The following is a 12659-nucleotide window of genomic DNA, read 5'->3' as shown; positions in this document are numbered from 1 at the left end:
GCCAGCCGAGGCCCCACGCCGCGGGGGTCTCGGCGTGTTATGGGCGGCAACAGAGTGTTCGGACCCAGGCCGGTACTCCTGGGGCATCGCGGCTGCGGCCGCGGCACGGTCGGCGGCTATGTGGAGAACTCGCTGGAGTCCTTCCTCGCCGCCGTCGACCTGGGCATCGACTGGGTCGAGGTCGACGTCCGGCGAACCCGCGACGACCACTTGGTGGTGGCGCACAACCCGGCCGACGACGACGGCGTGTTCTACGCCGACGTCACCGGCGCCGAGGCGACCGGCAAGGGCGCGCTGCGGCTCGACACCCTCTTGGCGGCCCTGCCGCCGGGCGTGGGCGTCGACTTCGACGTGAAGACGTCGATGGAGGACGCGACCCGCTCCCGCGCCCGGTCCACCATGGGGCAGTTGGCCCTGGTGGCGAAACGGGAAGCACGCAAGCGGGAGGTGCTGATCAGCTCGTTCGACCCGGGCGCGCTGGACATCGCCCGGGAGCTGGCCCCCGGGGTCCCCCGGGGGCTGCTGACCTGGCTGGACTTCCCCATCGGCCAAGCCGTCGCCGCCGCGGGGCACTTGGACGTCCAGGTGCTCGCGCCGCACTGGGGCTCGCTGCGGCCCAACGAGATCGAGCACCGACCGCTGGAGTACGTCATGGAGACGGTGCACAGCAGCGGCCGGGAGTTCCTGGCCTGGTGCCCGAGCGTGGCCTTCGCCCAGCAGCTGCTGGACGCCGGGGCCGACGCGCTCTGCGTCAACAACGTGCCCAAGGTGCTCGCCGCCCTGCACGCGGAGCCAGCCCGCGGCTAGGCCGGTCCGTCCCAGCGGTCCCCAGGCGCTCGTCGCCTGGGGACCGTCTTGTTTACGTCCCCCGTATGGGTGAAGCCCATGCGCCGGACGCAGCTCACCTGCCGCGTCACAACGGCCGCGACCAGCCGTAGGACGCGTGTCTGGCAACTGGGAAGACTAGGGATGCTCACTCAGCGCACCTACGGTCCCACGTACGTGGCCTCAAGTTCACTCGATCGTGGACAGGCCGTCGTTGACGTGAAAGGACCGTTCCCGGATGAAGAAGCGCTACACGGCGGCACTGGCGTCCCTGGGCTTGGCGATCACCGGTCTGGCCGCGGTTCCCGCCGCGGCGACCGCGGCCGAGGCCGCGCCGGGCGCCTACGACCAGTTCATCGTCACCTTCGACAGCGCCGCCACCCGGCAGGTCGCCCACCGGGGCCTGACCAAGGTGCGTGAACTCGGCGCGGGCGGTGTCGTGGTGAAGGCCGCCCGCGGGGTGGACCGGGCGGGCGCGGAGCGGCTCATGGCCGACCTGCGCAAGCAGTCCGGCGTCGTCAGCGTCGAGCCGGACCTGCTGATGACCGCCCAGGCCACGCCGACCGACCCGCGCTACCCGGAACAGTGGCACTACTTCGAGGCCACGGCGGGCATGAACCTGCCCGCCGCCTGGGACACCGCCGACGGCGCTGGCGTGACCGTCGCGGTGATCGACACCGGCATCACCGCACACGCGGACCTCGGCGCGAACGTCCTGCCCGGCTACGACTTCATCAGCGACGCCACCGCCGCCCGCGACGGCAACGGCCGCGACGCCAACCCCAACGACGAGGGCGACTGGTACGCGGCGGGCGAGTGCGGCTCGACCACACCGAGCAATTCGAGCTGGCACGGATCGCACGTCGCGGGCACCGTCGCCGCGGCGAGCGACAACGGCGTCGGCGGCGCGGGCGTGGCCCCGAAGGCCAAGATCCTGCCGCTGCGCGTGCTGGGCAAATGCGGCGGCCGAACCTCCGACATCGCCGACGCGATCACCTGGGCCTCCGGCGGCCGGGTCAGCCGCGTCCCCGCCAACCCGAACCCGGCCAAGGTCATCAACATGAGCCTCGGCGGCTCGGGCGCGTGCAGCAGCACCTACCAGCGCGCCATCGACGCCGCGGTCGCCCGCGGCACCACCGTCGTCGTCGCCGCGGGCAACTCCAACGCGAACGTCTCCGGCTTCACCCCGGCCAACTGCCGCAACGTCGTCAGCGTCGCCGCGGCCGACCGCGAGGGCAACCGCGCCTTCTACTCCAACTTCGGCGCGGGCATCGACGTCACCGCCCCCGGCGGCGAGGTCCGCAACGAGACCGACGCCCCCGGCACCCGCACCAAACCCCAAGACGGCGTCCTGTCCACCGTCAACAGCGGCACGACAACCCAGGTCGCCGACGACTACAAGACGTTCATGGGCACCAGCATGGCCGCCCCGCACGTCGCGGGCCTGGTCGCCCTGATGCTCGGCGAGACCCCGCTGCTGCCGTCACAGGTGGAAACCGCCCTCAAGGCCAACACCCGCCCACTCCCGGGCTCCTGCTCCGGCGGCTGCGGCACCGGCCTGGTCGACGCCGCGGCGACCATCGCCGCCATCTGACCCACTGATCATCCCGGCACCACTCGACCCCATCACCCCCTTACTCATCCGTGTCCGTAACCAAGTCGCCCGCCACTGCACCAAGCCACCAAACAAACCGGGCGGCCCACACACCACCCCGACACTCGACAAGCTGTCGCGTGTTGGCCGGCCCGGGGGGCCCCGGGCCCCGGCGTCCTCGCCCCCAAGGTGGCCCCCGCCGCGCAGGCCGCGGCGAGGGCCACCTTTCGCCGTGATCAGGGCAAGAGATCACGGATGGCGGCGTCGAGCAATGCTCCGGTGTTCGCGTGGCCCGCGCTGTTGGGCTGGACCAGCGTGAGCCGTCGAGACCCCTCGGGAGCGGTGGCACAGATGGCGTCCAGTTCGCTCGGGTACCGCGTCTCCGGCGGCCCGCACACGCCCTCGACCCACTTCTCCGGCCGGGGCACGCAGACGTCGTGGCCCTGACTGGCTCCGCTGAGGTCGAGGAAACGGGCCCCGTGCTCGGCCGAGGCGGCGGCGATGACCGAGTTGAGCGCGTTGTTCAATCCCCGTAACCACCCCAGGTCGCCGTAGGTGATCGAGCCCAGCGCCGACGCGGAGAAGTGCGTGAGGTCGTCGCGGCGGCACGTCGACGGGTCCTCGGGCACGATCGAGGGGTACCCGATCGTGATGATCTTCGCGCCGGGTGCCTGCGCGCGCACCGCCCGGAGCATGTCCCGGTACTCCCGGGCGATTCGGGCGAACTTGGCTTCGACCGTCTCCCCGTCCGGCGGGCTGTCGCGGTGCACGTCGTGGCAGGGCGTGTCCCGGTCCGGCTTCTGCGCGCCCGCGGGCACGCAGTCGAGCAGCAGCTTGCCGAACGGCAGGTCGTCGGCGCCGATGCCGATCGTGACCAGGTCGGTGCCCGGGTTGAGCGCCTCCACCTGTGGCGGCACCTCTGGCCAGCCGTCCGGCGGCGCGCCACGACCAGTCGGCTGCCCGGTGTTGTGGACCACGTCCGCGATGGTCGCGCCCGAGCAGCTCGCGTTGATCACCAGTTTCACCGGTGTCTCCAGCGGTTCCGCCGCCAATCGGTCGGCCGCGACGAACGGGTACGCCGCGGCCGTGCGCTCGCACCCGTCCACGTGCCCCACGGGCTCCCCGGCGAAAACACCCGCCGTGGCCGAGTCGCCCAGGGCGACCCATTCCCACGTTTCGGGCTCCGCGCTCGCCGTCGGCGCGGCAAGGCTCGACACGAGCGCCAGCAAACACGCCAGCGCAGCCCACAGAGCCTTGGCCCGGTTCATCACTCCCCCCTTTCCCCTCGGTTTCGACGCCGCACCGGCGCCTCTCCTCCTTGCTACGCCGCCTCGCCCTCGGCGCGACACCAGGTGCAACCGATCGGGTGCTTTCGGTAACCGAACGGGTCACATCCCTTGCCAGGTCCCCAAATCCGTCCGACCTGATATTTTGATCATCACGGCATCGGCGCCGGTGATCATCCGAATCCGCGATTACCGCGCTCACGATGGGATTTCCGCGATGAACCAGCAGCCACGCGCCTATCCCTTCCGAGAACCGGACCGCCTCACACTGGAACCCGAGTACGCGAGGCTTCGCGAAGAGGAGCCGGTAAGCCGGATCAGGCTCCCCTATGGCGGCGAGGCATGGCTGGCCACTCGGCACGAGGACGTCAAAACCGTGCTCAGCGACCCCCGATTCAGCCGGGGCGCGCTGTTGGGCCGCGACGTGCCGAGGACGTCGCCGCGACTGCTGCGCGACGCGACCCTGCACACGATGGACCCGCCCGAGCACAGCAGGCTGCGCAAGCTGGTGTCCAAGGCGTTCACCCCGCGCCGCGTCGACCTGCTGGGCGAGAAGGCGCGCGCGGTCACCGAGAACCTGCTGGACCGCGTCGAGGAGCAGGGTCCGCCCGCCGACCTGATCGAGGGGCTCGCCGCGCCGCTGCCGATCGCGGTCATCTGCCAGATGCTGGGCGTCCCGGTCGCCGACCGGGAGCGGTTCAGCGGCTGGATCGACGTCGCGCTGGCCACCACCGCGTTCGCGCCGGACAAGATCGTGCGGGCCTTCGACCAGCTCAAGACCTACCTGGCCGAACTGGTGGCGCACCGCCGCGAACATCCCTCCGACGATCTGCTCGGCGCGCTGGTGCAGGCCCGGGATGTGGAGGACCGGCTCAGCGAAGACGAGCTGGTGGTCCTCGGGGTGACGCTGCTCTACGCCGGGTTGGAGACCACCTCGAACCACATCGGCAACTTCGCCTACAACCTGCTGACCCACCCCGAGCAGTTGGCGCTGCTGCGCGCGGACCCCACCCTGCTCGACACCGCGATCGAGGAGCTGCTGCGCTTCACCCCCACGGTCACCTCAGCGGGCTTCACGCGTATTGCCACCGAGGACGTCAAGCTCGGCGGCGTCCTGATCCGCGCGGGCGATGCGGTGATGGTCCAACTCGACGCGGCGAACCGGGACGACCGGGCTTTCGAGCGCCCCGACGAGCTGGACGTGACCCGCAAGGCAACCGGCCACCTGGCGTTCGGCCACGGCCCGCACTTCTGCGTCGCCGCGCAGCTCGCCAGGGTCGAGCTGCGGGTGGCGATCGGCGCCCTGCTCCGCAGGTTTCCCACGGTGCGATTGGCGGTTCCGGAAGCGGAGCTTTCCTGGCGGCGGGGAAGGATGGTGCGCGGCCTCGACGCGCTTCCCGTGACCTGGTAAGTGGTGATTGATTAACGCCGGATCGGACAGGTGCGTTATCCGGAGAAGCGAACTATGGTGCCCGTCATTCATCCCAGGGAATGGCGGATTCAATGGCGAAGCTGCAAACCAGAGGTGTGGACCAGGTAAGACAGGCCGTCGCGGGAACCTTCGACCGGTCAGCCGAAACCTATGAGTCGGTGGGCGTGGACTTCTTCACGATCTTCGCCCACCATCTCCTGACAGACGTTCCCCTGATTCCCGGCAGCCGGGTATTGGACGCGGGCTGCGGTCGCGGCGCCGTCCTGTTTCCCGCCGCCGAGCGTGTCGGCCCTTCCGGCTCGGTCTTTGGCATAGACCTCTCCCCCGCCATGGTCGACCGCACCGCGCGCGAGATCAGCGCACGCGGCCTGACCAACGCGACCGCCGTCGTGATGGACGCCCAGGAACCCGACCTGCCACCACGCTCCTTCGACACCATCCTGTCGTCGTGCGTCGTGTTCTTCCTCCCCGACCCGGTCGCGGGCCTCCGCGCCTGGCGCGGCCTCTTGATGCCCGGCGGCAGACTCGGCGTGACCACGTTCTGCGGAAACGACCCCCGCTGGTCGGTGGTGGAGGACGTGTTCCGCCCGCACATCCCCCCTGCCATGCTCTGGGCGATGGCCAACCCGGCCAGTCCCGTCGCCACCACGGACAACTTCCACCGAGCCCTGGAATCCGTCGGCTACCGCTCTCCGACGTCGAAGATCCGGACCCACGAGATCACCTTCACCGATCCCCGGCAGTGGATCACCTGGTCCTGGTCCCACGGCCAGCGCGTCTTCTGGGAGCTGATTCCCCGCCAAGACCTTCCCGCCGCGCGGTCTGAAGTCCTGGCCCGCCTAGAGCCGTTACGCGGACCGGACGACGCTCTCCGCATGTCCCAACAGGTCCGATACACGGTGGCCTACCGCTGACACACCGCTTCCGTACCGTGGTCCCGTGCGCAGACACATCAAGTTCGACCACCTGCACAACTTCCGGGACATCGGCGGCTACCGCACCGTCGACGGCAAGACCGTGCGGTGGAAGAGGCTCTACCGGGCGGACACTCTCTCCAGACTGGAAGGCGAAGACTGGCAACGCTTCTTGTCCCTAGAGCCGCGCACGGTGATTGACCTGCGCTACCCGTGGGAGATCACAAGAGACGGCCGTGTGCCCGACTATCCCGGTCTCGGTTACCACAACCTCAGCATCGAACACCGCCCGTACGATCAGGCCGCCCAACCCGCCGACGTCGCCCCGGTCCCCTACCTCGCCGCCCGCTACGCCGAGGTGGCCGAAGACGGCGCCACGGAGATCCGCCGCGCCTTGGAACTGATCGCCACAGCGGAAAACGCCCCCACCGTCGTCCACTGCACCTCCGGCAAGGACCGCACCGGCCTGATCAGCGCCCTCGTCTTGTCCCTCTTAGGCGTATCCGAGGACGACATAGCCGCCGACTACGCCCTCACAAACCTCGCCACCCCACACCTGGTCGCCCTCTGGCGAACCTCTTACCCGGACAAGACCCACCTGTGGCCCGGTTACGGCCAAGCCCCAGCCGACCTCATGCGCCTGTTCCTGACCGACTTGGCCGCCGCCCACGGCTCCGTGCGCGGTTACGTCACCAATTACCTCGGCGTGCCAGAAGAGTCGATCGACGCCTTGCGCGGCCACCTTCTCATTCACGGAAAGTGCAGTCCATGACCGGAAGAGCGGATTTCACCCTGGAGCAACACCTGGACTTCATTGTCGAGCAGGCGGCAGCGGTTGAGGTGAAAGAGGCGATCCAAGTTGCGCTGCGCCACCTACGCAGCGGCAAAGAACGCAGGCGCCGCGGCGGTCGAGTTTAGTTAAGCACCTAGAAATAGCTCGCCTGCGCGCCTCCGAAGAAGCCGAGTGGCACATCGTACGACTTCTTCAGGACTCGCTGGACTACGCCAACGGACTGATCCTCAAGCCCACCTTTGAAGAGAAGGTCCGACTATTTCGGGACGGAACCCGCAACGTAATCCTCCGTGACTACCTCTCTGGATCAATCGGCGCTTTGACTGACTTCGCCAAGCGACAGGGCAGCAAGTTCCTGAATGAGCACAAGGATGCCACCCCCGAAGACCTACTCAACCACCTCACCTCATTGACCGCGGACGCTCGGTTCCTTGACGCGCCCAAGGATCGGCCGGGCCGCTACCGCATCGTCCGAGGGCGCGCCGAGATGGCGCTCTGGTTGGAGCGGATTCTCCAGGACAGGATCGACGTCGAGGATCCGGCCGAGGCCGCCCACGGCATCGTCACTTCACCTGAGGCGCTGGAACTGCTCGCGAACGACAAGGACGGGCAGACGCTTCTTCAAGCGATGACATTGAGAGAACGTGCGAAAAGCCTCGCCGCACTGCGCGAAACCATCGAATCGCCGACGGCCACCGAACACGACCTGCAGCGCGCCTTGGAGGGAAAGCATTGGATTTTCGGCGGCCGTTTCGTCGGAACCGCAGCCCGCAGACGCCTAGTCCCCGGTGACGAGGTCGACATTCCCCTGCTCCGCGCCGACGGAAGCCTGCACATTGTGGAACTTAAGCGAGCCATGGGCCAACGCGCGATCGTCAAGCGTCACCGCGATGCCTGGGTGCCCACCTCCGAGGTCAATGACGCGGTCGGTCAAGCCATCAACTATCTGGTGGGCTTGGACGAGAACCGTCAGCGCATCCGTGATGAACTCGGAATCGAGACTCGACGCACGAGCGCGGTGGTCCTGATCGGTCACCCGGGCCTCCATCCGACCGTGCCAGAGGAAGAGATCAACGAGGCCCTGCGGACGTTCAACACGCACATGACCCGAGTGGAAGTGCTCACCTACAAGGAACTCCTGGACAACGCCGAACGCTCCTTGAGCGGCCCTCCCTGAGGTCACCGAATCCCTCTGAGGAGTTTCCCCCGGAAGACCCCGGTGATGACCAGGAGGTGATTGCCGCATCGCAGGTCGGCGCCGCGGATGTGGTGGGGCGGGTGGGGCTCGAACCCACGGCCAAAGGATTATGAGTCCTCTGCTCTGACCAACTGAGCTACCGCCCCCAGCGTGCTGGATCTTACCCAGGGCATCGCGCCCCGGACACGATGCCCGACCTTGATCCCCGAAGAGCCGGGAAAACAAGGAACCCCAGGTCAGTGACCTGGGGTTTTGGCTCCTCCAGCTGGACTCGAACCAGCAACCCTTCGATTAACAGTCGAATGCTCTGCCAATTGAGCTATGGAGGAAGGTCGCTCCGCTGGGCCGTGGCCCAACGAGCGGTAACTCTAGCGCATCGCCGGGAGCTGTCGCGCCGGGGTCCCCCACTGAGCGCCGCAGCGGGTCTGGGGGCGGTAGGGGAGGATGTGCGCAGGACAAGACCTACCGGGAGGCGAGCACTGTGATGGGGTTCCTGTTGGGGGCCGGAGTGGGGTACATCCTCGGCGCCAAGGCGGGCCGAAGCCGCTACGACCAGATCGTGCGCACCTACCGGAAGATCGCCGACCATCCCGCGGTGCAGGGGGCGGCGGGCATCGCCCGGGCGAAGCTCGGGGAGAAGGTGGGGCGCGGTTAGGCGAAGCGGAGTCGGTCGCCGGTGCCGATGACGCCGGGGCGGGTGACGCGGGCGTAGGCGCCCAGGGTCAGGTTGTACGGGGTCAGGGACGCGAGCAGGTGGGGGCGGGCTGGTAGGGAGTTTTGGGCTTGGCCGAGCATGGCGCAGCGGGTGACCAGCCCGGTGATCTCCAGTTCGGCCGTTCCGATCCGGACCCGCCTGCCCACCCAGCCGTCCTCGACGCGGTCGGCGCCGTCGACGTCGACCACGACATTCGGCCGGGGCCGCTGCCACTCGGCGCCGGACCAGCGCAGCGAGGCGCTGGTGATCAGGTGCACGGGCGCGGCGTCGAGGTGGGGCACGTCCCGTTCCTCGACTACCGCCACCGGTCTGCCGACGACCTCCGACACCGCGTCGTGGACCTTCGCGTCCGTCGTGGCGAACTCGCGGCCGTCGGGCAGGCCGACCACCGTGCGCACACCCCACACGCCCTTCGACCACATGTCCAGCAGGCGGGGCAGGTGGACGAAGCGTCGGGTGCTCTTGCCCGATCCCAGCTTCCCGTCCTCGGTGCGCAGCGCCCACCGCCGGTCGCCGATAACGCCGCGCTCGTCCAGTTCGAGCACTTCGGCCCGCTCACCGCGCAGCGATTTGACCGGGTAGCGGGCGAGCACCCGCACGGAGGTCACGGGGTTCTCGCGACGAAGAAGATCCGGCGGAACGGGAACCACGTGCAGCCGTCCGCCCGGCGCGGATACGCCTCGGCCAACCGAGGCGCCAGCGCGGCGCGGAACTCGGCCCACTCGTCGTCGGACAACGCGGCGCGGATGGGGCGCAGCGCCGTCCCGGTGATCCATTCCAGCACCGCGTCCTCGCCTTCGAGGCGCTGCACGTAGGTGGTCTCCCAGGCGTCGATCTCGCAGCCCGCGCCGGACATCACCTCGGCGTACCCCTCGGGGTCCAGCACCGAGTCCTCTTCCCGCAACTGGACGGGGTCGAGCCGGTCCCGCCACCGGGGCTCGGCCACCAGCTCGCGCACCAGCCCGTGGGACGGCGCGGCGAAGTTCCCCGGCACCTGCACGGCGATCCAGGCGCACGACGGCAGCTTGGCCGCCCAGCGGACCAGCAGCTCGACGTGGTCGGGAACCCAGTGCAGAGCGGCGTTGCTGATCACCACGTCGGTGTGGTCGTCCGGGTCCCAGTCCCGCAGGTCCAGGTTCCGCGCCTCGACCCCGCGCTGCCGCGCCGCTGCCACCATTTCGGGCGAAGAATCGATGGCGGTCAGCCGCGTGTGCGGCCAGCGCTGCGCCATCGTGATAGTCAGGTTGCCTGGCCCGCAGCCCAGGTCGACCACCGCGCGCGGGCTCTCGGCGCGCACGCGCGCGAGCAGGTCGAAGAACGGGCGGGCGCGGTGGTCGCCGAAACTCAGGTACTTCGCGGGGTCCCACATCGACGCCTCCCAAGTAAACCGTACGTACGTACTTTTTACTGTAGTCGGTGGCTCAGGAGTCCGCGAGCCCGTTCACCTGACCCATCTTCGCGGCGACCTCGGCCGCGATCGTCCGCACGACGTCGGGATCGGTGTCCGGGTCCGGCCGGACTTGCAGCACCGTGCCGTCGTGACCAGGCACCTTGCGCTGCACGAACCACGCCCCGCCGCCGGGCAGCTCACGGTGGTGCCGGGAGCGGATCGAGCCTTCGACGCGCCGGTACACGGCCTGCGGCAGCTTCCCCGGCGCCGCCACGACGAACCGCCGCGGCGGCCGGTCGGCCAGCAGGACGGCCTCGCCCACCCGCTCGACCTCGTCGGCCTCGACGATCACGAACGCCCCGCTGCCCCAGGTCGCCTTCGACACCAGGTGCCACCCGATCCGCCGGGGCCCGTCGTCGTCGGGCACCCACAGGCCCAGCGACGTGGCCACGAGATGCCCGCCGTCGCGCACCGGCGCGGAGGTGGCCACCGCCTCGTCGGCCGCGAGCCGCCCGGTGAACCCCTTCGGCAGCCCGCCCAGGATCCTGCTCAGGAAACCGGTCATTTCATGCTCCCGGCGGCCTGCTCGCCCAGCGCCTTGTACCACTCCTCCATCGCCACCAGGTCGCCCCACAGCGCCCGCGCCTCGTCGGGCTGCTCGACCGGGGACACCCGCTGCAACCGCGACTTGATCTCGGCGATCTGCCGGGCAACCAGCTCCCGCTGCAGGGCGGCGAGGATCGCCGAGGCGTAACGCTCGGCGGCGGCGTTCTTGTTCGGCAGCGGCATCGGCTCGACCCCGAGTTCGCTTACCAGTTTGCGCACAGTCGGCGCGGCGCAGTTCTTGGTCACGACCTCAAGCAGCTCGGCTCCGGCGAGCCCGGAAGCCGCGCCGCCAGAGTCCAGGATGGCCCGGTGCAGCGCGGCGTAAGCCGGATCGGTGAAGACCTCGACAGGCAGCGAGTCGTACATCGGGCCCGCGAGGGCGGGCTCCTGCAACGCCAGCTTCAGCACCTCGCGCTGGGCGTGCAGCCGCGGGTTGCGCGGGTCCGGCCGCGCGGGGCCCTCGACGTCGACGGCCAGCGCGCCCTGGTTCGGGTCCGCCTGCCGGGTCCGGCGCGTCGTGGCGACCGCGCCGCCCGCGCTCTCCCGGACCCGCCGCACGACCGTGGCCGTGTCCTCCCAGCCGACCCACCCGGCGAGCTGGCGGGCGTACTCATCGCGCAGCGCGTGGTCTTTGATCCGCGCGACCATCGGAACGGTGCGGCGCAGCGCCTCGACCCTGCCCTCCGCGGTGTCCAGGTCGTGCGTGGCGAGTTCGGCGCGGATAGCGAAGGCGAACAGCGGCCGCCTGCGCGCCACGAGGTCGCGCACCGCGACGTCGCCCTTCTCCTGCCGCAGCTCGCACGGGTCCATGCCGTCGGGGGCGATGGCGATGAAGGTCTGCGCGGCGAACTCCTGCTCGCCCTCCTCGAACGCCTTGCGGGCGGCCTTCTGGCCCGCCTCGTCGCCGTCGAAGGTGAAGATCACCTCGCCGCGGAAGGCGTCGTCGTCCATCAGCAGCCTGCGCAGCACCTTGATGTGCTCGGCGCCGAACGCGGTCCCACAGGAGGCGACGGCGGTGAGGACGCCCGCGGCGTGCATGGCCATGACGTCGGTGTACCCCTCCACGACCACGACCTGGTGCCGCTTGGCGATTTCCCGCTTGGCCATGTCGAGGCCGAACAGCACCTGCGACTTCTTGTAGATGGGGCTTTCGCTGGTGTTGAGGTACTTCGCCTGGATCTGGTCGTCGTCGTAGAGCCTGCGGGCGCCGAACCCGACGACCTCGCCGCCGATGTCCTTGATCGGCCACAGCAGCCTGCGGTGGAACCTGTCGATCGGCCCCTGGCGGCCCTCCTTGACCAGGCCGCCCTTGATCAGCTCGGTCACCTCGAAGCCGCGGCCGAGCAGGTGCTTGGTGAGCTTGTCCCAGCCCCCTGGCGCGTAGCCGCAGCCGAACGCGGCGGCCGCCGCCTCATCGAACCCGCGCTCGGCCAGGAACTCCCGCGCCTTGATCGCGTCCGGCCCGCGCAGCTGCTCGGCGTAGAACTCCGCCGCCGCCTTGTGCGCGTCGACCAGCCGGGACCGCGTCCCCCGGTCCCGCTGGACGCTGGTGCCGCCGCCCTCGAAGGTCAGCTGGAGCCCGACCCGCTCGGCGAGCCGTTCCACGGCCTCGACAAACGACAGGTGGTCGATCTTCATGACGAAGGCGATGACGTCGCCGCCCTCGCCGCAGCCGAAGCAGTGGAAAGTGCCGTGGGTCGAGCGCACGTTGAACGACGGGGTCTTCTCGTCGTGGAAGGGGCACAGCCCCTTGAGCGCGCCGCCACCGGCCCGGCGCAGTTGGACGTACTCCCCCACGACCTCATCGATCCGGCTGCGCTCGCGAACCAGCGCTATGTCGCTCTCCCGGATGCGTCCTGCCACGGTCCCCGAGTCTAGGCGCGCGCGCCGGACCACAGCGCTCAGG

General features: G+C 69.6%; 13 protein-coding genes and 2 tRNA genes. 8 read left to right on the top strand and 7 right to left on the bottom strand.

The features are described 5' to 3' along the window. The first annotated feature begins 39 nt into the window (after positions 1-39). Positions 40-807, top strand: a complete 768-nt coding sequence (locus ACZ6SD_RS10055; protein WP_465316557.1) for a glycerophosphodiester phosphodiesterase — start codon at positions 40-42, stop codon at positions 805-807. A gap of 256 nt (positions 808-1063) precedes the next feature. Continuing rightward, the gene (locus tag ACZ6SD_RS10050; protein WP_465316556.1) at positions 1064-2419 is read left to right on the top strand and encodes a S8 family peptidase; all 1356 of its coding nucleotides are present in this window, start codon (positions 1064-1066) and stop codon (positions 2417-2419) included. A gap of 236 nt (positions 2420-2655) precedes the next feature. On the opposite strand, the gene ACZ6SD_RS10045 is transcribed toward ACZ6SD_RS10050, so the two are convergent. Further along, positions 2656-3687, bottom strand: coding sequence for an SGNH/GDSL hydrolase family protein (locus ACZ6SD_RS10045; protein WP_465316555.1), 1032 nt, complete (start codon positions 3685-3687; stop codon positions 2656-2658). A 235-nt stretch (positions 3688-3922) separates the two neighbouring features. Here ACZ6SD_RS10045 and ACZ6SD_RS10040 point away from each other — a divergent pair, with 235 nt between their 5' ends. From ACZ6SD_RS10040 to ACZ6SD_RS10020, 5 genes are all read left to right on the top strand, one after another. Continuing rightward, positions 3923-5116: a cytochrome P450 gene (locus ACZ6SD_RS10040; protein WP_465316554.1), complete on the top strand. Its 1194-nt coding sequence runs from the start codon at positions 3923-3925 to the stop codon at positions 5114-5116. 92 nt (positions 5117-5208) lie between these two features. Then, complete coding sequence (locus ACZ6SD_RS10035) at positions 5209-6051, top strand: class I SAM-dependent methyltransferase (RefSeq protein WP_465316553.1); 843 nt, start codon at positions 5209-5211, stop codon at positions 6049-6051. A gap of 25 nt (positions 6052-6076) precedes the next feature. Beyond that, the gene (locus tag ACZ6SD_RS10030) at positions 6077-6823 is read left to right on the top strand and encodes a tyrosine-protein phosphatase (RefSeq protein ID WP_465316552.1); all 747 of its coding nucleotides are present in this window, start codon (positions 6077-6079) and stop codon (positions 6821-6823) included. Continuing rightward, positions 6820-6969 carry a hypothetical protein gene (locus tag ACZ6SD_RS10025; RefSeq protein ID WP_465316551.1) on the top strand — a complete coding sequence of 50 codons (150 nt, stop codon included), beginning with the start codon at positions 6820-6822 and terminating at the stop codon, positions 6967-6969. Before ACZ6SD_RS10030 ends, ACZ6SD_RS10025 begins: the two co-directional genes overlap by 4 nt. A gap of 194 nt (positions 6970-7163) precedes the next feature. Continuing rightward, positions 7164-8021 (top strand): Shedu anti-phage system protein SduA domain-containing protein, encoded by an 858-nt coding sequence (locus tag ACZ6SD_RS10020; protein ID WP_465316550.1) that lies wholly within the window; start codon positions 7164-7166, stop codon positions 8019-8021. 90 nt (positions 8022-8111) lie between these two features. Here ACZ6SD_RS10020 and ACZ6SD_RS10015 read toward each other — a convergent pair. Beyond that, positions 8112-8188, bottom strand: a tRNA-Ile gene (locus tag ACZ6SD_RS10015). Between the two features lie 107 nt (positions 8189-8295). Further along, positions 8296-8371: transfer RNA gene (locus ACZ6SD_RS10010), tRNA-Asn, on the bottom strand. A gap of 152 nt (positions 8372-8523) precedes the next feature. On the opposite strand from ACZ6SD_RS10010, the gene ACZ6SD_RS10005 reads away from it, so the two are divergent. Beyond that, positions 8524-8697 carry a hypothetical protein gene (locus ACZ6SD_RS10005; protein ID WP_465316587.1) on the top strand — a complete coding sequence of 58 codons (174 nt, stop codon included), beginning with the start codon at positions 8524-8526 and terminating at the stop codon, positions 8695-8697. Here the strand turns inward: ACZ6SD_RS10005 and ACZ6SD_RS10000 are convergent. Genes ACZ6SD_RS10000 through dnaG form a run of 4 tightly spaced genes read right to left on the bottom strand, consistent with a single transcriptional unit; the run spans position 8694 to position 12616 of the window. Further along, positions 8694-9365 (bottom strand): MOSC domain-containing protein, encoded by a 672-nt coding sequence (locus ACZ6SD_RS10000; protein ID WP_465316549.1) that lies wholly within the window; start codon positions 9363-9365, stop codon positions 8694-8696. The genes ACZ6SD_RS10005 and ACZ6SD_RS10000 overlap by 4 nt on opposite strands. Further along, positions 9362-10126: a trans-aconitate 2-methyltransferase gene (locus ACZ6SD_RS09995; protein ID WP_465316548.1), complete on the bottom strand. Its 765-nt coding sequence runs from the start codon at positions 10124-10126 to the stop codon at positions 9362-9364. The genes ACZ6SD_RS10000 and ACZ6SD_RS09995 overlap by 4 nt, the downstream gene beginning before the upstream one ends. A 52-nt stretch (positions 10127-10178) precedes the next feature. Continuing rightward, entirely contained in the window at positions 10179-10712 is a 534-nt protein-coding gene (locus ACZ6SD_RS09990; RefSeq protein ID WP_465316547.1) for a hypothetical protein, read from the bottom strand. Continuing rightward, positions 10709-12616 carry a DNA primase gene (gene dnaG, locus ACZ6SD_RS09985; protein ID WP_465316546.1) on the bottom strand — a complete coding sequence of 636 codons (1908 nt, stop codon included), beginning with the start codon at positions 12614-12616 and terminating at the stop codon, positions 10709-10711. The genes ACZ6SD_RS09990 and dnaG overlap by 4 nt, the downstream gene beginning before the upstream one ends. Between the last annotated feature and the right edge of the window lie 43 nt (positions 12617-12659).

It is taken from the genome of Actinokineospora sp. NPDC051303, from assembly GCF_055586285.1.
This window is presented reverse-complemented; position numbering and strand designations above follow the sequence as displayed.

Bases quoted from the DNA above. Each gene is read 5' to 3' on its own strand.
- ACZ6SD_RS10055 (WP_465316557.1), top strand. From the start codon at position 40: ATGGGCGGCAACAGAGTGTTCGGACCCAGGCCGGTACTCCTGGGGCAT.
- ACZ6SD_RS09990 (WP_465316547.1), bottom strand. From the start codon at position 10,712: ATGACCGGTTTCCTGAGCAGGATCCTGGGCGGGCTGCCGAAGGGGTTC.
- ACZ6SD_RS10035 (WP_465316553.1), top strand. From the start codon at position 5,209: ATGGCGAAGCTGCAAACCAGAGGTGTGGACCAGGTAAGACAGGCCGTC.
- ACZ6SD_RS10045 (WP_465316555.1), bottom strand. From the start codon at position 3,687: ATGAACCGGGCCAAGGCTCTGTGGGCTGCGCTGGCGTGTTTGCTGGCG.
- ACZ6SD_RS10050 (WP_465316556.1), top strand. From the start codon at position 1,064: ATGAAGAAGCGCTACACGGCGGCACTGGCGTCCCTGGGCTTGGCGATC.
- ACZ6SD_RS09995 (WP_465316548.1), bottom strand. From the start codon at position 10,126: ATGTGGGACCCCGCGAAGTACCTGAGTTTCGGCGACCACCGCGCCCGC.
- ACZ6SD_RS10040 (WP_465316554.1), top strand. From the start codon at position 3,923: ATGAACCAGCAGCCACGCGCCTATCCCTTCCGAGAACCGGACCGCCTC.
- ACZ6SD_RS10025 (WP_465316551.1), top strand. From the start codon at position 6,820: ATGACCGGAAGAGCGGATTTCACCCTGGAGCAACACCTGGACTTCATT.